Genomic DNA, 17,684 nt, shown 5'->3' with positions numbered 1-17,684 from the left:
GGGAGGTGAGGTCGTGCGGTCTGGGAGGTGGTGTTGCGGCCCCGCCGCTGCGTGACAGGCGGTCAGGTCGCGCGGCCCAGGGAGGTGGTGGGGGTGACCTTCGGGGTGGGGGATTGGGTGTGGAGGGCGGGGGCGGGCTGGAGGACGGTGATGCGGTGGACCGTGGCCGCGCAGAGGGCGGCCGACAGGGTCAGGCAGGCGAGCTCCAGGAGGCCCAGGCCGGTGAGGCCGTCGGAGGCGTCGTGCGGGAGGACGAGGGTGAACACCGCCAGCGTCGTCAGCCAGCTCAGCCACCAGGCCGTCACCAGGGCCAGCCGGGTGCGCCTGCTCTCCTGGGGTGTGGCCAGCCGCCAGGTCTCGGACAGCAGGACCGCGGGCGCCAGCAGGTTGACGCCCGGGATGAGCCAGGCGGCGGCCACCGCGCTCCGGGCGGCGGGCAGGGAGCAGGCCTGGCGGATGCGGAGCAGCCAGGTGGTGTACGCGGCGGCGGCGGCGACCGTGGCGGCGACGGCGAGCAGCAGCAGGACCGCGAAGGCCGTCGCCGGGCCCGCCAGCGCCTCGGCGTCGGCGCCCGACGGCCGGCCGCCGAACGCGGCCAGTTCGGTGGCGAGCTGCCTGCCGCGGACCTCTTCGAAGATCACGAGAGCGGCCAGGGAGAGGGTCTGCGCGGCGAACGTCACGTAGACGGCGCGGGCGGCCCTGCTGACGCCGGTGGGCTTGGTGGGTGCGTGGGCGACGCGCACGATGTTCTCCCCCCGGGCCAGGTGCTGAGGTTCTGATTCACTTGTATCCCGGAGGCTGACTCGCTAATCAGCCCACGATGCCCGATTCCCAGGCCCACGCGGCGATCTCCACCCGGTTCCGGGTGCCCAGCTTGGTGAAGATGCTGCCGAGGTGGGTCTTCACCGTCGACAGCGACACGAACAGCTCGGCCGCCACCTCCTGGTTCGTACGCCCTCTGGCGACCAGGCGCACCACGTCCAGCTCGCGGTCCGTCAGCGGCTCCGGCAGCGGCGCGGGGGAGCGCTTGGGCTGCGACAGGTGCTTCAGCAGCCGGACCGTCACCGACGGCGACACCAGCGACTCGCCGGAGGCCGCCGCCTTGACCGCCTCCACCAGCAGCGTCGGCCCGCTGTCCTTGAGCAGGAACCCGGTCGCGCCCGCCCGCAGCGCCCCGTACACGTACTCGTCCAGGTCGAAGGTGGTGACGATGACCACCCGCATCGGACTCTCCACACCGGGCCCGGCCAGCAGGCGGGTCGCCTCCAGGCCGTCGAGGCGGGGCATCCGGATGTCGAGCAGGCACACGTCCGGCCGCAGCCGCCGGGCCTCGGCGACCGCCTCGGCGCCGTCCGCGACGGCGGCCACCACCTTCATGTCCGGTTGCGCATCCAGAATCATCTGAAATCCGGTACGCACCAGTTCCTGATCATCGGCGATGAGAACCCGAATAGTCACGACCCAAACTCTAGGATCAACCGAACGGCCGATGCGGACCGTACACATGGCCGATCCGCCGCACCGGCCCGCCCCGGCACGCTCGAAGCCATGAACGAGGTGCTTGTCGGGCGAGGACTCGCCAAACGGTTCGGGCAGACGGTGGCGCTGGCCGGGGTGGACCTCACGGTGCACGCCGCGGAGGCGGTGGCGATCATGGGGCCGAGCGGCTCCGGCAAATCGACGCTGCTCCACTGCCTGGCCGGGATCATGAAGCCGGACGCGGGCGAGGTCCACCTGCTCGGCCAGCGCATCGACGACCTGGGGGAGCGGAAGCGCAGCGCGCTGCGCCGTACCCGGTTCGGGTTCGTGTTCCAGTTCGGCCAGCTCCTGCCGGAGCTGCCCGCCGAGGAGAACGTGGCGCTCCCGCTCATGCTCGGCGGCGTCTCCCGCCAGGACGCGGTACGGACGGCACGGCAGTGGTTCGGCCCCCTCGGGCTCGGCGGCATGGAGCGGCGGCGGCCGGGAGAGCTGTCCGGCGGGCAGGCGCAGCGGGTGGCCATCGCCCGGGCGCTGGTGACCAAGCCTGCCGTGGTCTTCGCCGACGAGCCCACCGGTGCGCTCGACCAGGCGACCGGCCACGACACGATGCGGCTGCTGGTGGAGGCCACCAAGCACAACGGCGCCTCCCTGATCGTGGTCACCCACGACCCGGGCGTGGCGGGCTGGTGCGACCGCACGGTCGAGGTCCGCGACGGCAGACTGCTGACGGGCGGGGTGTCCGGTGGGGTGCCGGGCGGAATGTCGGGCGGGGTGCCCGGTTGGGTGCCGGACGGAAGGTCCGGCGGGACGTTTGGTGGGGTGCCGGGCGGAACGTCCGGCGGGGTAGCGGGCGGAACGTCCGGCGGAGTGGAAGGCGGAATGACGGGCGGGGTGTCGGCGTGAACCTCGATCTGACGTGGCGGCTGCTCAAGGGCGGCGGCCGGCGCGGGCTGCTCGGCACCTGGCTGACGCTGGGGGCGGTCGCGGTGTCCACGGCGCTGCTGCTGTTCGCGGTGACGGCCAACTTCGCTTTCCAGGCCAGGGGCGACCGGGACGCCTGGCGGAACCCGGTGGCCGTCGGCGCCGACGCCACGGCCGTGGAGGCGGCCCGGTTCGACTACGTACGAGACGAACGCATGACGGTCGTGGACGTGGCGGCGCTGCCGGGCAGGTCGCCCGAGCCGCCGCCCGGGCTGGAGCGCTTCCCCGCGCCGGGAGAGGCGTGGCTCTCGCCCGCGCTGGCCGAGCTGGCGGAGGAGCTGCCCGCGGACCAGCTCGCGGCCCGCTTCCCCGCCGTGGCCGGGGTGCTGGGCGAGGAGGCGCTGGTCCACCCCAGTGAGCTGGTGGCCGTCGTCGGGCACGCGCCGGACGCGGCCGTCATGACCGCCGAGCGGAGCGACGACTGGATCTCCGGCCGGCCGCCCACCCGGATCGCGGACTTCACCGGCAGGGTGTCGGAGGACTCGGAGGGGTACCAGGTCCTGGCGATGATCGCGAGCGTGCTGATGGTGGTGCCGCTGCTGGTGTTCGGCGGGGCCGCGGCCCGGCTCACGGTGGCCCGGCGCGACCAGCGGCTGGCCGCGCTGCGGCTGGTGGGGGCGACGCCCGGCCAGGTGGTGGGGATGACGGTGGCCGAGGCGGTCATCGTGGCCTTCGCCGGCGCGGTCGCCGGGACGGTGGCGTACGTGGTGGCCGTGCCGCTGCTGACGCGCATCGAGATCGGCGGCGGGCCGTGGTTCGCCGGGGACCTGCTGCCGCATCCGCTGGTGCTGGCGGGCGCGCTCGTCGTGGTGCCGCTGCTGGTCGGGCTGTCGGCGATCGTCGGGCTCAGGCGGGTCGTGGTGAGCCCGCTGGGGGTGGCCCGGCGGGAGACGCCGCCCGGCATGCGGGTGCTGCGCGTGCTCGTGCTGCTGGCGGTGCTGGCCGCTTTCCCGCTGGTGGGGGTGGAGACCAGCGTGACGGTCATCGCGGTGGCGATCGCGCTGGTCCTGTTCTCGCTCAACCTGGCCGGGCCCTGGGTGGTCGGCATCATCGGGCGGATCACCGCCGGGCTCGCCCGCACACCGGCCCGGCTGCTGGCGGGGCGCAGGCTCGTGGACGATCCGCGCTCGGCCTGGCGGACGGTCAGCGGGGTGGCGCTCACCGGGTTCGTCGCCGGGTTCCTCGGGATGCTCAGTCCGGGGTTGTTCGAGAGCTCGGCGTCGCAGGCGGCGCTCCGGCTGGCCGTGCCGGAGGGGCGGCCCGCCGTGGTGGCCGAGCAGGCGCGCGAGCGGATGCGGGACGCCGGGCTCCCCGCCCAGGTGGAGCACTCCGGCAAACTGGTCACCGTCAGGCTGACCGGGAGCCCCGGCCCGGCCGCCGACTCCGGCAACTCTGACACTGGCAGCTCTGACACCGGCAGGTCTGGCTCCGGCAGGTCTGACTCCGGCACTCCTGACGGCGCGGCTGACTCTGCAGCGGGCTCCGCCGCCGTCGATCCGGCGACTCTCGATCGGGCGCGGACGGCGCTGGCCGGGCTCGTGCCGGGGCGGACGCCGACCAGTGAGGCCGACGACCAGCGGTTCGGGTTCCAGCTGCTCGCCGACGTCGGGGTGGGGACGGTGGTGGTGCTGTCGGTGTCGTTCCTGGTGGCCATCGCCAGCGCGGGCATCACCGCGGCCTCCTCGGTGCTGGACCGGCGTCAGACGTACGGGCTGCTCCGGCTGGCCGGCACCCCGCTGGAGGTGCTGGACCGGGCGCGGCGGGCGGAGACACTGATCCCGCTCACCGTGATGGGCGGCGGTACGATCGCGGCCGGGGTGTTCTGCGCGACGCCGTTCATGCTGGGCGCGCCGAACCTGAGCGGGGCGGTCATGCTCGGCATCTGCGTGCTGGTGGGCTTCGCGGGCGTGATCGGGGCGGGCGCGCTGAGCAGGCCGCTGCTGGTGGCGGTCACCACCGACCCGTCACCCCGCCCCGACTAGCCGAGCCCCGCCGGCTAGCCGAAGACCAGGTCGCGGATGGTCCGCAGGGACGGCTCGTCGCGGGGGCCCATGACCAGCAGGGACGTGACGGGGGACTTGCGCCAGAGCTCCAGCCGTTCCTTGATCCGGCCCGGCGGGCCGACCAGGGAGATGCCGTCGGCCAGCTCGTCCGGGATGGCGCGGAACGCCTCGTCCTTCCGGCCCGCCAGGTAGAGGGCCTGGATGTGCTCGGCGGCCTGGGCGTAGCCCATCCGGCCGATGATGTCGGCGTGGAAGTTGCGGTGCCGGGCCCCCATGCCGCCGATGTAGAGGGTGAGCATCAGCTTGACCCCGTCGAGCGCGGCCCGGACGTCGTCGGAGATGACCACCATGACCATCGCCGCGATGTCGAAGCCCGGGTCACGCGAGGCGAGCGCGTCCCCGTACATCTCCTCGATCTTGGACGGGAACGCGAAGAGCGGGAGCCAGCCCTGGCCGATCTCGGCGGCCAGGGCGACGTTCTTCGGGCCCTCCGCCCCCAGGTAGACCGGGATGCCGGCGCGGCGCGGGTGGGTGATGAGCTTGAGCGGCTTGCCGAGGCCGCCGGGCAGGGGGAGCGGGTAGTGCGGGCCGTCGCTGGTCACGGGCTCCTCGCGGCGCCACACCTTGCGCATGATCTCGACGTATTCGCGGGTACGGGCGAGCGGTCTGGCGAACGGCTGGCCGTACCAGCCCTCCACCACCTGCGGGCCGGACGCGCCGATGCCGAGCAGCAGCCGGCCGCCCGTCAGGTGGTCGAGCGTCATGGCGGTCATGGCGGTGGTGACCGGCGGGCGGGCGGAGATCTGGGCGACCGAGGTGCCGAGTTTGATCCGTTTCGTGCGTGCGCCGTACCAGGCGAGCGGGGTGAACGCGTCGGTGCCGTACGCCTCCGCGGTCCAGACCGAGTCGTAGCCGAGCCGCTCGGCGGCGAGCACCGACTCCGTCGCGTCGTCGGCGTGGCGCTGCCAGTAGCCGAGGTTCAGGCCGAGCTTCATCGACACCTCCGGAAGGTAGTTCCATTACCGCCGGACGGGGCGGGGGTGTCAATGCGTGATCCTCCGGGGACGCCTGAGCTGTGCTGGTCCTGCGCTGTCTCGTGTGCGTCCTGCTCCTGTCGTTGCTCGCCGCCGAGCCCACGGGGGCCTCCCGGCCGCCGCCGCCGAACATCGTGGTCATCATGGCCGACGACCTGGACGCGGGGACGCTGGCCCACTTTCCCCGGATCACCGATGATCTGGTGAGGCAGGGGGCGTCGTTCGACCGGTTCTTCACGGCCGACCCCTGGTGCTGCCCGTCGCGCTCGTCGATCCTGCGCTCCCAGTACGTGCACAGCCACAGCGTGTGGACCAACACCGCCCCGGAGGGGGGATTCGCGCGCTTCCACAACCTGGGCCTGGAACGCTCCACCATTGGGACGTGGATGCGGGACGCCGGCTACCGCACCGGATACATGGGCAAATATCTCAACCACTATCCCGGCCCGGTGGAGGCGACGTACGTGCCGCCCGGCTGGGACACCTGGCACGTGCCCGTGCGCCGCCTCTACCGGGAGTACGGCTACCGGCTCAACAGCGACGGCCGCCTGGTCGACTACGGCTGGGGCGAGCACGACCACCTCGCCGACGTGCTGGCCGGCAAGGCGCGCGAGTTCATCACCGCGGGCGGCGGGCCGTTCTTCCTCTTCCTGGCGCCCGTCGGGCCGCACCTGCCCGCCAACCCGCCGGTGCGGCACGCGGAGGCGTTCGCCGGGGCCACCGCGCCCCGGACGCCCTCGTTCGACCAGGAGGACGTGAGCCGGGAGCCCGCCTGGCTGCGTGAGCTGCCCCGGCTCGGCCAGGCCGGGGTGGAGCGGGCCGACGAGCTGTACCGCGCCAGGATGCGGTCCATGCTGGGGGTGGACGACCTGGTCGGCGCGGTGGTCGACGTGCTGGGCGAGGCGGGGCGGCTGCGCGACACGTACCTCTTCTTCACCTCCGACAACGGCTTCCACCTGGGCACGCACCGGCTGCGGCAGGGCAAGACCACCCCGTTCGAGGAGGCGATCAGGGTGCCGCTGGTGGTGCGCGGGCCGGGCGTGCCCGCGGGGAAGACAATCGAGGAGCTGAGCGCCACCGTCGACCTGGCGCCCACGATCGCCGAGCTGGCCGGGGCGGCGCTGCCGCCGTTCGCCGAGGGGCGGTCGATGACGCCGCTGCTCCGCGGCGAGCCGACCAAGGGGTGGCGGGAGAACGTGCTCGTCGAGTTCGCCCGGCCGTCCAACCGCAAGTCGGCCGCGCAGACGCCGGTGACGGGCTACGCCGCGCTGCGCACCGACCGCTACACCTACGTCGTGTACCAGACGGGGGAGGAGCAGCTCTACGACCTGCGCGCCGACCCCTACCAGCTCGACAACCTCGCCCAGAGCGCGGACCCGGCGCTCCTCAAGGACCTGCGCACCCGCCTGGAGGCGATGCGCTCCTGCTCCGGCGCCGAGTGCCTGACCGCCGACATGCTGGTGCCCGGCTGAGTCAGAAGAGGGACGGGTACGCGTCGGCGAGGTGGTCGGTCACCGCCCGGGACGCCTCCTCCGGGTCGCCGGCCCGGATGGCGGCCAGGATGCGCTCGTGGCCTGCCCTCAGCACCGTCGTGTCGCCCAGCCGTTCCACCGCCTCGACCGCGTACACCCGCATGGCGTCGCGGAGCGAGCGCATGAACGCGGCGATCAGCCGGTTGCCGGACGCGTCCGCGAGCGCGCAGTGGAAGGCCGTGTCGTGCTCGACGAACTCCTCCGCCGACCGGGCGGCGTCCATCCCCTCCAAGGCGGCGGCGAGCGCGGACGTCCCGGCCCCCGTGGCGGCGGCGTGGGTGGCGGCCCAGCGCTCGATCATCAGCCGGGTGTCGATCACCTCGCGCGGCTCCAGCCCGGTCAGCCCGAGGTGCAGCCTGAGCAGGCCGGTCAGCGCGTGGTCGGGCCGGGAGACCAGCACCGCGCCCGCGTCCGGCCCCCGCCCCACCTGGGACGTCACCACACCGAGTGTCTCCAGCACCCGCATCGCCTCGCGCACCGACGACCGGCTCACCCCGAGCTCCTCGGCGAGCTGCCGCTCGGCGGGCAGCCGGTCGCCCGCGGTCAGTCCGTCCTCCGCGATCCGGCGCTCCAGCTGGGCGAGCACGTCCTCGAACGTGCGAGTCCGCTTCGGGCGGGTATCAGGCAACGAGTCCTCCGTCGAGGGGATTGCGGTCCTGTATGGTCTGACCATACTGTGTGGTCCGACCATACCCCGGAAGGAGAAGCGTGCGCGTCGCCCTCTTCCTCACCTGCGTGAACGACACGCTCTTCCCCGGCACCGGCAAGGCCGTCGTGTCGCTGCTGCGCCGGCTGGGGTGCGAGGTCGACTTCCCGGCCGCGCAGACCTGCTGCGGGCAGATGCACGTCAACTCCGGCTACCCGCAGGACGGCGTGCGGCTCGCGCGCCACTTCACCGAGGTCTTCGCCGGGTACGAGGCGGTGGTGGTGCCCTCCGGGTCCTGCGCCGCGATGGTCCGCGAGCAGTACCCGAAGCTGGTCAAACCCGGCAGCCGGGGCGCGGCGGCCGTCTCCCGGGTGGTGCCGCGGGTCCACGAGCTGACCGAGTTCCTGCTGGACGTGCTCAAGGTCGAGGACGTGGGTGCCTACTTCCCGCACCGGGTGACCTACCACCCGACCTGCCACTCGCTCCGCGGGCTCCACCTCGGCGACCGGCCCGTCCGGCTGCTGAGCCGGGTGCGCGGGCTGGAGCTGGTCCAGCTCCCGGCCGCGGAGGAGTGCTGCGGCTTCGGCGGGACGTTCGCCGTCAAGAACGCGGCCGTATCGGCCGCGATGGGCGCCGACAAGGCGCGCAACGTGCTCGGCACCGGCGCCGAGGTGCTGTGCGCGGCGGACAACTCCTGCCTCATGCACATCGGCGGCACGCTGCGCCGCCAGAACACGGGGGTACGGGTGATGCACCTCGCGGAGATCCTGGCCAGTACGGAGGCGGACGGATGAGCGCCACGTTCCTCGGAATGCCCGGAAATTTCCCGAAAAACGCTGAGAAAGCCGTACAAGACTCGCATCTCCGCTACAACCTCCGCAAAGCCACCCACACCATCCGCGACAAGCGCGCGAGCGTCCTCGCCGAGCTCCCCGACTGGGCGGAACTGCGCGCGGCCGGCAAGGCCATCAAGGACGAGACGCTGCGCCACCTCGACCGCTACCTCCTCCAGCTGGAGGAGGCCGTCACGGACGCGGGCGGCCACGTCCACTGGGCCCGCGACGCCGCCGAGGCCAACCGCATCGTCACCGGCCTGGTCAAGGCCACCGGCGAGACCGAGGTCGTCAAGGTCAAGTCGATGGCCACCCAGGAGATCGGGCTGAACGAGGCCCTGGCCGGGCACGGCATCACCGCCTACGAGACCGACCTCGCCGAGCTGATCGTCCAGCTCGGCGACGACTTCCCCAGCCACATCCTGGTGCCCGCGATCCACCGCAACCGGGCCGAGATCCGTGAGATCTTCCTGGACCGGATGGACGACGCCCCCGAAGGGCTCACCGACGAGCCCGCCGCACTGGCCGAGGCCGCCCGGCTCCACCTGCGCGAACGCTTCCTCAGGAGCAAGGTCGCGATCTCCGGCGCGAACTTCATGGTCGCCGAGACCGGCACGCTCGTGGTGCTGGAGTCCGAGGGCAACGGCCGGATGTGCCTCAGCCTGCCCGAGACGCTGATCAGCGTGGTCGGCATCGAGAAGCTGGTGCCGACCTGGCGCGACCTGGAAGTCTTCCTGCAACTGCTGCCGCGCAACTCCACCGGCGAGCGGATGAACCCGTACACCAGCACGTGGACGGGCTCGGCCGAGGGCCAGGAGTTCCACCTCGTCCTGCTCGACAACGGCCGCACCGACGTGCTCGCCGACGAGGTGGGCCGCCAGGCGCTGCGCTGCATCCGCTGCTCCGCCTGCCTCAACGTGTGCCCGGTCTACGAGCGGGCGGGCGGCCACGCGTACGGCTCGGTCTACCCCGGGCCGATCGGCGCCATCCTCACCCCGCAGCTGCGCGGCATGGGCTCCGACCTGGACGCCTCGCTCCCGTACGCCTCCAGCCTGTGCGGCGCGTGCTTCGAGGCCTGCCCGGTGGCGATCGACATCCCCGAAGTCCTGGTCCACCTGCGGGCCGAGGCGCCGCACGGCGCCGCCGAGCGCGCCGGCATGCGGGCGGCGGGCTGGGTCTTCGGCGACCAGGCCCGCCTGGCCACGGCCCAGCGGCTCGCCTCCCGCCTGCGCAACCTGATCCCGAAGCGGCTGCCCGGCCCCCTGTCGGCCTGGACCGACACCCGCGACCTGCCCGCCATCCCGGAAGAACCCTTCAGAGACTGGTGGGAGCGCACGCAACGCGGCGAAGGCGAAGAGCGGTGAGTGTCGTGAGCGGGACCGGAACCACCCTTCAAAGACTGGTGGGAACGGACCCAGCGCGGTGGGTCTGAAGAGCGATGAGTGTGAGGAGCGGGATGGGCGCGCGTGAGGAGATTCTCGGCAGGATCCGGCAGGCCGTGCGCGGCGCGCCCGAGGTGGAGATCCCGCGCGCCTACCGGACCGCGCCGCAGGTGGACGACCTGGTCGGGCTCTTCGCCGAGCGGGTGCGCGACTACCGCGCCGTCGTCCGCGTGCTGCCCGCCGCCGAGGTGCCCGCCGTGATCGAGGAGCTGGTACGGGGTCGCCGCATGGTGATCCCCGACGGCCTCCCCGCGGAATGGTCGGGAGGCGCCGAACCGGCCGGGAAGTCACTGGCCGAGCTGGACGAAGCCGACGGCGTGGTGACCGGTTGCGCCGTCGCCATCGCCGAGACGGGGACCATCGTCCTGGACACCGGCCCCGGCCAGGGCACCCGCGCCCAGACCCTCGTCCCCGACTACCACCTGTGCGTGGTGCGGCAGGACCAGATCGTGGCGGGCGTGCCCGAGGCCGTGGCGCGGCTCGACCCGTCCCGCCCGCTCACCTGGATCAGCGGCCCCTCCGCCACCAGCGACATCGAGCTGAACCGGGTCGAGGGCGTGCACGGCCCCCGGACCCTCGAAGTGATCGTCAGTACCTGAGCACCGCCGCCACGTCCTGGACCTGGTCGGTGAACCACATCTCGGCGCCGGTCATCGCCGCAGCCCTGGCGAGCGCCGAGTCGGCCCTCTCCTGCACCGGCTGCTCCACCCCCCACGTGCGGAGCTCCCCGGCGTCGGGCGACAGCTGCGTCGCGCCCTCACCGATCCAGACGGGCCGCGGCAGCTCGCCGGGCATCAGCAGCGCGTGCACCCGCCCCTCGCGCAGCGCCTGCGCGACCCGCGCCACCCCGGTCGGCCCGCCCTGCTCGCCCAGGCGTTCCAGCAGCTCGGCCCTGCGGTCGTCCAGCCAGCTGCCGAGCGCGTCCTCCACGTCCTGCTCGAACCCGCTGGTGGCGTTGCGGTGCCCGCGTTCCACCATCTGGACGCGGTCGGTGGACTTGGTGCCGAGGTGGTCGCAGAGCATCGCCCGCGAATGCGGCTCGCCCGCCACCAGCACGAGCTGGGCGTCGACGCGCCGCACCTGCTCGTCCACCTCCTGGGCGACGGCCACCGCGTTCTTCTCCCAGGTCTCCTCGACCGCCCTCTCGTAGCGCCGCTGTGAGAACCCTCCCTGCGCCGTCTTCTGCAGCGGCCATTCCTCGGCTTCGACGGTCCTCGTACGAGGCGAGCCGTCCCCGTACACGCCGACCTCCGCGCCCGCGTGGTCGATGATCACCCGCAGGTGCGGCACGCTCTCGCCCAGCTGCGTCAGCAGGGGCGTGACGTGCGGCAGCGGCGTGAACGCCACCAGCGGCCTGGGCACGCCGGGCAGCACCTTCGACAGCACGACCTCGCCGCCCGCGGCGAACACCGCCCGCCCCGGCCCCGGGCTCCGCACCTCCTCCTCCAGCTCGTCGAAGGCGGCGCCGCCGGCCCGCTCCAGCTCGTCGCGGAGGCTCGTCCACAGGGTGGCCCGCTCCCGCGCGGTGAGCGCGCCCAGGTAGACCGACGCGTACGGTCCAGGACGCTCGTACAGCGGCCGGATGAAGTCGAGTCGCACCGGTCACCACCTCCGGATCGTGGAGCCGAGCCGCACAGCGCGGCTGACCTCGGGCACGGTCATGTAGCGGCGGGCCGGCAGCGCGCGGAGGACGGTGATCACCTCGTCGGGGGCGCCCATCCTCTCGGCGTGCCGCATGAGGTCGTAGGGGGTCGCGGGAAAGTCGGCGCCGGTCAGCCACGCGGTCACCCCGGCGCGGGAGTCCCGGCTCGGCGTGTAGCGGTGCACCCGCTCCAGCTCGCCGGGCTCGGGCTCGCGCCACTCCTGGGCAGGCACGGTGCCGACGCCACGCGGATCGCCGTCGGGAACGTCCGTTTCCTCCGGCCCATGCCTTCGCTGTTCCTTCATGCGACGGCTGTGCTCTTTCATCGTCACTCCTCCCCGTTGCGGCCTCCTACCCCGGCTTTCGTCGGCAAACATGGTGAATCTTGTACGCTGCGGACGTGTTCGATCCGCGCCTGGAAATCACCACGGAACGGCTCGTGCTGCGCCCTTTCGGACTTCACGACGCGGAACGGATCAGGTCAGTCGTGCGGTCCGGCGCCCGGTTCCTGCCGCCCGGCGCCCCCGGCCACGTGGCGTCCGTCTCGCAGTGGCTCGCCAACGGCGTGCACGAACTGCAGCGCTCCGGCCAGGGCATCCACCTGGCGATGGCGGACGGCGACGGCGTGATCGTCGGCGCGATCAGCCTGTTCAAGACCGCGTGGGGCGCCGGTACGACCGAGGTCGGCTACGGCGTGCACCCGCTCTACCGGGGACGCGGCTTCGCCACCGAGGCGCTGCGCGGGCTGGTCGCGTACGTCTTCGCGGAGACGCTGCTGCGCCGCATCGACCTGACGGCCAACCTGGACAACCCGGCGTCCCTCAGCGTCGCCAGGAAAGCCGGCTTCACCTGGGAAGGCGTGCTGCGGGCCGCCGTGCTCGACGACGACGGGCCGCACGACCTGGTGGTCTTCGGCATGCTGCGGGGTGACAGCCGCGCCCCGGGCGACATGCTGCCCCGGACCCAGCTCCGTACCGCCCGCCTGCTCGTCCGCCCGCTCAGCGAGCAGGACGTGCCCGACCTGGCCGCGACCGGCGCCGACCCGCTCACCCAGGCCATGACCGGCGTGCCGCGCGACTACAGCGAGGCGCACGCCCGCGCGTTCGTCGCCGCCTCGGAGCGGATGCGGCTGCGCGGCGACGGCATGGCCTGGGCCGCCGTGGAGCTGACCGGCGGCCGGTTCGCGGCCAACGTCGACATCCGGGACGTGGACTGGGCGAACCGTACGTGCGAGCTCGGCTACATGGCCGCCCCGTGGGCGCGCGGCAAGGGCTACACCGCCGAGGCGGTCGCGGCCATCGCCCGCTGGCTCCTGCGCGAGCAGCGCTTCGAACGGCTCAAACTCCGCGCCTCGGTCTCCAACCACGCCTCCCTGCGGGTCGCCGAGAAGGCGGGTTTCGTCCGTGAAGGCGTCGAACGGAACGCGCTGCGGGGTGAGGACCTTGTCGTCTTCAGCCTGATCCCGTCCGATCTTTGGTGAAAGTGCGGGTCAGCCGTCAGTCTGGTGTGTGAGGACGGTGAGGCGAATGATCACAGTTGTCGGGTGGGACGGATCCGAGCTCTCGGCCAAGGCGATCGACCGGCTGAAGAATGCCAAACTGATCATCGGCCCTGACGAATTGACCGGGCAGCTTGCTCCATCCGTCACCACGGCTCCGCCCGACGGCTTGGTCGAGACTCTTGATCACCATCTTGAGCGGGGGGAGGGCCCTGCTGTGGTGGTCGCCGAGGGGGATCCCGGCTTCTTCGGCGTGGTCCGTACGCTGCGCAGCCGCGGGCTGGAGCCGGAGGTGCTGCCCGCCACGTCGATCGTCACCCGGGCCTTCGCCCGCGCCGCGCTCAACTGGGAGGACGCCCTCGTCGTCGCCCCGGCGGGCCGGCACCAGCTCGCCCGCGTCGTCAACGCCTGCCGCGCGCACCCCAAGGTGGCGGTGGTCGTGGCCCCCGGCGTCGGCCCCGCCGAGATCGCCAGGGAGCTCGCGCCCACCACCCCGCGCACGCTGATCGTCTGCGAGGACGTCGGCGGCCCCGACGAGCGTGTCACCCACAGCCGCATGGGCGAAGCCACCACCCGCCCGTGGAAGGACCCCGACGTGGTGCTCGTCATCGACCCGCTGTACCGCCCGAAGGAGCCCGCCTGGGTGGCCGGGGCCCAGCCGGGACCGGCCGGCTGGGCGCTGCCGTCCGAGTCCGGGCTGCCCCCCGAGGTGCGCGCGTTCGTTCTCGCCAGGCTCGGCCCCCGGCTCGGCGACCTGATCTGGGACGTGGGCGCGGGCGACGGCGAGATCGCGGTCGAGTGCGCCAGGTTCGGCGCCGCCGTGATGGCCGTGGAACGCGACCCCGAGGCCTGCGACCGGCTGCGCGACAACGTCCTGAGACACGGCGTCAAGGTGGCGCTCACCCGGGGGCTCGCGCCGCCCTCGCTCGAACCGCTGCCCGACCCCGACGCCGTCTTCGTGGGCGGCGGCGGCCCCGACGTGATCGTCGCCTGCGCCGCCCGCCGGCCTCGGTCGCTGGTGTGCGCGCTCAAGACCGTCGAGAACGTCACCGCCGTGCTCGACCTGCTGCGGGAGCACGGCTACCGGGCCGAAGGCACCCAGATCCTGGCCTCCGGGCTGGTCATCGAACCCGACGGCGGGCACAGCCTCAACTCGGCCGACCCGGTCTTCGTGGTGCACGCCACCCCCGCCGACACCTCCTGACCTGTCGCTCAGCGTCCCGGACCGGTTATCCTCACGTGGGCCGTGAAGCCCGCTCACACCTCCTGACCTGTCGCTCAGTGCCGCGGATCGGTTATCCTCGCGTGTCCTCTTCTACGCACCGGAGTACCTTCCCCATGAAGCCGCCGCTCCTGCTTGTCGGGCAGGGCTCGAACGACGACGCCGACTCCGCCGAGTTCGGCAGGTTCGTCCACCGGCTCCGCTGCCGGCTCGACCAGACCGCCGCCGACGTCTCGGGTGGCTACCTTGAGCGGGCCACGCCCTTGCTGAGCGAGTCCGTCGCCTCCCTGGTCGCCCGCGGCCACCACCGGGTGGTGGCGCTGCCGCTCAGCCTGAGCCGGGTCTCCGAGGAACTGCCCGCCGCCATGGCCCAGGCGCAGCAGAAACACCCCACACTCAAGTACGACTACGGCCGTCCCGTCGGCCCCGACCCGCGCGTCCTCGCGCTCCTGGCCGAGCGGCTCACCGACGCCGCCGCCGAGATGCCCAGGCCGCGCGCCCTCGAACTGGTCGGCGACCGGCCCCGGCTGCGTGCCGTCGACGGCGCCGCCGATGGCGTCCCGCCGCACGTCGAGCCGGGCGAGACCGCCGTCGTGCTGGTCGGCGAGGGCTCCACCGACCCGGCCGCCAACGCCGACGTGCACCGCGTGTCCCGGCTGTTCTGGGAGACGCACGCGTACGACTTCATGACCGTGGAGACCGCGTTCGTCTCCCTCACCCCGCCCGGCGTGCCCGGCGGGCTGGAACGCTGCCGCCGCCTCGGCGCCAAGCGCGTCATAGTCGTGCCCTACCTGCTGTTCGCGGGCGGCACGCTGGAGCGCGTCTGGGCGCAGGCGCTCGCGTACGGCGCGGGCCACCCCGAGCTGGACATCCGCTGCGCCGAGGTGATCGGCGACTGTGAGACGCTGGCCGATGTGGTCATCGACCGCTACGAGGAAGCGCTCCACCTGGTCCGCTGATCCCCGGAGGTTCCCCTGTCCCCCGACACACCGTCTGGAACATCACCCGCAACCCCCGCTGGAACGTCTGGCGAAACCCCCGCCGAAGGGCCCGCCGGAACGTCCGCTGGAACGCCTGGCGAGACGGCTTCACACAGCCCGCTTCCGGAGAGCGAACTGCTGGCCGAGACGCTGGCCGCGCTCCGTCCGGCGGACCCGGACGCGCTCGCCGCCGCCCGTGCCCACCAGGACCGGCTCACCAAGCCGCGCGGTTCGCTGGGCGCGCTGGAGGAGGTGGCCGTACGGCTCGCCGGAGCGGCCGGGGTCAGCCCGCCGCCCATGCCGGCCCCCGCCGCGCTGGCCATCTTCGCCGCCGACCACGGCGTGCACGCGCGCGGGGTCAGCCCGTGGCCGCAGGAGGTCACGGTCCAGATGGTGGGCAACTTCCTGGCGGGCGGCGCGGTGGCCAACGCCTTCGCCGCCCAGGCCGGGGTGTCGGTCACGGTCGTGGACGTCGGCGTCGCCGCCGACCTTCCCGCCCACCCCCGCCTGATCAACCGCAAGATCGCGTACGGGACAGCAGACCTTTCACGTGGGCCCGCGATGACCCCCAGCCAAGCCGTGCAGGCGCTGGAGGCAGGCATCGGCGTGGCCCGCGACCTGGTGGCGTCCGGCGCCCGCTGCCTGATCACCGGCGACATGGGCATCGCCAACACCACGTCGTCGGCGGCGCTCATCGCGGCCTTCACCGGCCGCGACCCGGCAGAGGTCACCGGCCTCGGCACCGGCATCTCCCCGGAGACCCACGCCCTCAAGATCGAGACCGTCCGCGACTCCCTGAGAATCAACGACATCCACCCGGCTGACGGCGCGGCGCAACCTCGAGAGGAGAGCGGGCTCCAGGCACCGGCTCCGCACCGCGGGTCCGGGGAGAGCCCGGACGGTGGGTTCCGGGAGGAGGCCGTGCGGGTGCTGGCGGGGGTCGGGGGGTTCGAGCATGCCGCGATCGCCGGGTTCATCCTGGGCGGGGCGGCGGCGCGGGTGCCCGTGATCCTGGACGGGGTGATCGCCGGGGCCGCCGCGCTGGCCGCCGCGGCTCTCGCGCCCGCCGTCGTGGACCACTGCGTCGCGGGTCACCGTTCCGCCGAGCCGGGTCATGCCGCCGCGCTGGAGCATCTCGGTCTCCGGCCACTGGTCGATCTGGAGCTGCGGCTCGGCGAGGGCACCGGCGGGCTGCTGGCCCACCCGATCGTGTGCGCCGCCGTACGGGTGATGCACGAAGTGGCCACGTTCGACTCGGCAGGGGTGACGGAAAAGCCCATGTGATGATAAACGGGACAGGAAGCCAGCACGTGAGGTGACCAGTGCCCAGATACGGACCGATGTACGGCCCGGACATCACATTCCTCGGCGTCGAGCGTTGCGACGTGAACGACCCCGCGACCTACGAGGGCGCGGACGTCGTCATCATCGGCGCGCCCTTCGACGGCGGGACCTCGCACCGTCCCGGCGCCCGGTTCGGCCCGATGGCCCTGCGCCAGGCCTGCTACCTGCCGATCGACGGCTCCCGGCCCAGCCTCGCGCTCCGCGTGGACGCCCTCAAGGACCTGCGGGTGCTCGACGCCGGCGACGTCGAGTGCTACTCGGGCGACGTGGAGAGCTCCCTGGAGGCCATCGAGTCGGCCGTGTACCGGATCGCCTCCTCGGGCGCCATCCCGGTGATCCTGGGCGGCGACCACACGATCGCGCTGCCGGACGCCCGCGGCACCGCCCGCGCGCAAGCGCCCGGCCGCACCTCGATGATCCACTTCGACGCGCACGCCGACACCGGGAACATCAGCTTCGGCCACCTGTACGGCCACGGCCAGCCGATGCGCCGCCTCATCGAGTCCGGTGCGATCCGCGGCGACCGGTTCCTGCAGATCGGGCTGCGCGGCTACTGGCCGGAGCCGGAGACGCTGGAGTGGATGGCCCGGCAGAACATGCGCTCGTACGAGATGACCGAGATCGTCGCCCGGGGCCTGGACGAGTGCCTGACGGAGGCGTTCACGATCGCGCTGGACGAGTGCGACCAGATCTTCCTGTCGGTCGACATCGACGTCTGCGACCCCGGCCACGCCCCGGGCACCGGCACGCCCGAGCCCGGCGGCCTCTCCGCCCGGCAACTGCTCGACGCGGTGCGGCGCATCTGCTACGAGCTGCCCGTCGCCGGGCTGGAGATCGTCGAGGTCGCGCCCCCGTACGATCACGCCGACATCACGGCACTCCTCGGCAACAGGGTTATCCTGGAGGCGCTTTCGGCGCTGGCCAGGCGGCGTGCGGACGACGCCGGAGGGCCGCGCTGGGACCCTCGCCAGCCGCTGCTTGACGGACGTTGACGCCCGCACCTCAAATGACGCGTGGAAGCCGGTAGGTTTATCCACCTAGCACACAA

17 protein-coding genes are annotated in these 17,684 nt (G+C 72.9%); 11 read left to right on the top strand and 6 right to left on the bottom strand.

Features of this window, described 5'->3' with window-relative positions; genetic code table 11:
- Positions 1 to 62: 62 nt before the first annotated feature.
- Positions 63 to 743, bottom strand: a complete 681-nt coding sequence (locus AB0J42_RS00385) for a DUF4328 domain-containing protein (protein WP_364286560.1) — start codon at positions 741 to 743, stop codon at positions 63 to 65.
- Between the two features lie 67 nt (positions 744 to 810).
- On the bottom strand, positions 811 to 1,458 hold the full coding sequence (locus tag AB0J42_RS00380) for a response regulator transcription factor (RefSeq protein WP_364286557.1): 648 nt from the start codon (positions 1,456 to 1,458) through the stop codon (positions 811 to 813).
- Between the two features lie 90 nt (positions 1,459 to 1,548).
- Between AB0J42_RS00380 and AB0J42_RS00375 the strand changes: the two genes are divergently transcribed.
- Positions 1,549 to 2,382 carry an ABC transporter ATP-binding protein gene (locus AB0J42_RS00375; protein ID WP_364286554.1) on the top strand — a complete coding sequence of 278 codons (834 nt, stop codon included), beginning with the start codon at positions 1,549 to 1,551 and terminating at the stop codon, positions 2,380 to 2,382.
- Positions 2,379 to 4,442: an ABC transporter permease gene (locus AB0J42_RS00370; RefSeq protein ID WP_364286551.1), complete on the top strand. Its 2,064-nt coding sequence runs from the start codon at positions 2,379 to 2,381 to the stop codon at positions 4,440 to 4,442. The genes AB0J42_RS00375 and AB0J42_RS00370 overlap by 4 nt, the downstream gene beginning before the upstream one ends.
- A 14-nt stretch (positions 4,443 to 4,456) precedes the next feature.
- On the opposite strand, the gene AB0J42_RS00365 is transcribed toward AB0J42_RS00370, so the two are convergent.
- Entirely contained in the window at positions 4,457 to 5,458 is a 1,002-nt protein-coding gene (locus tag AB0J42_RS00365; protein ID WP_364288153.1) for an LLM class F420-dependent oxidoreductase, read from the bottom strand.
- An 80-nt stretch (positions 5,459 to 5,538) separates the two neighbouring features.
- On the opposite strand from AB0J42_RS00365, the gene AB0J42_RS00360 reads away from it, so the two are divergent.
- Complete coding sequence (locus AB0J42_RS00360; RefSeq protein ID WP_364286548.1) at positions 5,539 to 6,969, top strand: sulfatase; 1,431 nt, start codon at positions 5,539 to 5,541, stop codon at positions 6,967 to 6,969.
- A 1-nt stretch (position 6,970) separates the two neighbouring features.
- Here AB0J42_RS00360 and AB0J42_RS00355 read toward each other — a convergent pair whose 3' ends face one another.
- Entirely contained in the window at positions 6,971 to 7,657 is a 687-nt protein-coding gene (locus AB0J42_RS00355) for an FCD domain-containing protein (protein WP_364286545.1), read from the bottom strand.
- 80 nt (positions 7,658 to 7,737) lie between these two features.
- Here AB0J42_RS00355 and AB0J42_RS00350 point away from each other — a divergent pair, with 80 nt between their 5' ends.
- The 3 genes from AB0J42_RS00350 (at position 7,738) to AB0J42_RS00340 (ending at position 10,549) form a co-directional block, all read left to right on the top strand.
- Positions 7,738 to 8,469 (top strand): (Fe-S)-binding protein, encoded by a 732-nt coding sequence (locus tag AB0J42_RS00350; RefSeq protein ID WP_364286542.1) that lies wholly within the window; start codon positions 7,738 to 7,740, stop codon positions 8,467 to 8,469.
- Positions 8,466 to 9,872 (top strand): lactate utilization protein B, encoded by a 1,407-nt coding sequence (locus tag AB0J42_RS00345; RefSeq protein WP_364286539.1) that lies wholly within the window; start codon positions 8,466 to 8,468, stop codon positions 9,870 to 9,872. Before AB0J42_RS00350 ends, AB0J42_RS00345 begins: the two co-directional genes overlap by 4 nt.
- Positions 9,873 to 9,964: 92 nt before the next feature.
- Positions 9,965 to 10,549 (top strand): LUD domain-containing protein, encoded by a 585-nt coding sequence (locus tag AB0J42_RS00340; protein ID WP_364286536.1) that lies wholly within the window; start codon positions 9,965 to 9,967, stop codon positions 10,547 to 10,549.
- Here the strand turns inward: AB0J42_RS00340 and AB0J42_RS00335 are convergent.
- Together AB0J42_RS00335 and AB0J42_RS00330 are read right to left on the bottom strand one after the other, a co-directional pair.
- Entirely contained in the window at positions 10,539 to 11,549 is a 1,011-nt protein-coding gene (locus tag AB0J42_RS00335; RefSeq protein ID WP_364286533.1) for a Vms1/Ankzf1 family peptidyl-tRNA hydrolase, read from the bottom strand. The two genes, AB0J42_RS00340 and AB0J42_RS00335, sit on opposite strands and share 11 nt — an antisense overlap.
- A 3-nt stretch (positions 11,550 to 11,552) precedes the next feature.
- Positions 11,553 to 11,918 carry a DUF2795 domain-containing protein gene (locus AB0J42_RS00330; RefSeq protein WP_364286530.1) on the bottom strand — a complete coding sequence of 122 codons (366 nt, stop codon included), beginning with the start codon at positions 11,916 to 11,918 and terminating at the stop codon, positions 11,553 to 11,555.
- A 74-nt stretch (positions 11,919 to 11,992) separates the two neighbouring features.
- Here AB0J42_RS00330 and AB0J42_RS00325 point away from each other — a divergent pair, with 74 nt between their 5' ends.
- The 5 genes from AB0J42_RS00325 to speB all read left to right on the top strand — a co-directional run bounded on the left by AB0J42_RS00325 (position 11,993) and on the right by speB (position 17,628).
- Positions 11,993 to 13,072, top strand: coding sequence for a GNAT family N-acetyltransferase (locus AB0J42_RS00325; RefSeq protein ID WP_364286527.1), 1,080 nt, complete (start codon positions 11,993 to 11,995; stop codon positions 13,070 to 13,072).
- Positions 13,073 to 13,118: 46 nt separating this feature from the next.
- Positions 13,119 to 14,294: a precorrin-6y C5,15-methyltransferase (decarboxylating) subunit CbiE gene (gene cbiE / locus AB0J42_RS00320; protein ID WP_364286524.1), complete on the top strand. Its 1,176-nt coding sequence runs from the start codon at positions 13,119 to 13,121 to the stop codon at positions 14,292 to 14,294.
- 134 nt (positions 14,295 to 14,428) lie between these two features.
- Positions 14,429 to 15,271, top strand: coding sequence for a sirohydrochlorin chelatase (locus tag AB0J42_RS00315; RefSeq protein ID WP_364286521.1), 843 nt, complete (start codon positions 14,429 to 14,431; stop codon positions 15,269 to 15,271).
- A gap of 156 nt (positions 15,272 to 15,427) precedes the next feature.
- Positions 15,428 to 16,576 carry a nicotinate-nucleotide--dimethylbenzimidazole phosphoribosyltransferase gene (locus tag AB0J42_RS00310; protein ID WP_364288150.1) on the top strand — a complete coding sequence of 383 codons (1,149 nt, stop codon included), beginning with the start codon at positions 15,428 to 15,430 and terminating at the stop codon, positions 16,574 to 16,576.
- Positions 16,577 to 16,614: 38 nt separating this feature from the next.
- Positions 16,615 to 17,628: an agmatinase gene (gene speB / locus AB0J42_RS00305; RefSeq protein WP_364286518.1), complete on the top strand. Its 1,014-nt coding sequence runs from the start codon at positions 16,615 to 16,617 to the stop codon at positions 17,626 to 17,628.
- Positions 17,629 to 17,684 lie beyond the last annotated feature (56 nt).

Origin of the sequence: Nonomuraea sp. NPDC049649 (assembly GCF_040675175.1) — a bacterium.
In the GTDB taxonomy this organism is placed as follows: Bacteria; Actinomycetota; Actinomycetes; order Streptosporangiales; family Streptosporangiaceae; genus Nonomuraea.
Note: the sequence above shows the minus strand (reverse complement) of the source record. Positions and strands in the feature narration are given on the sequence as shown.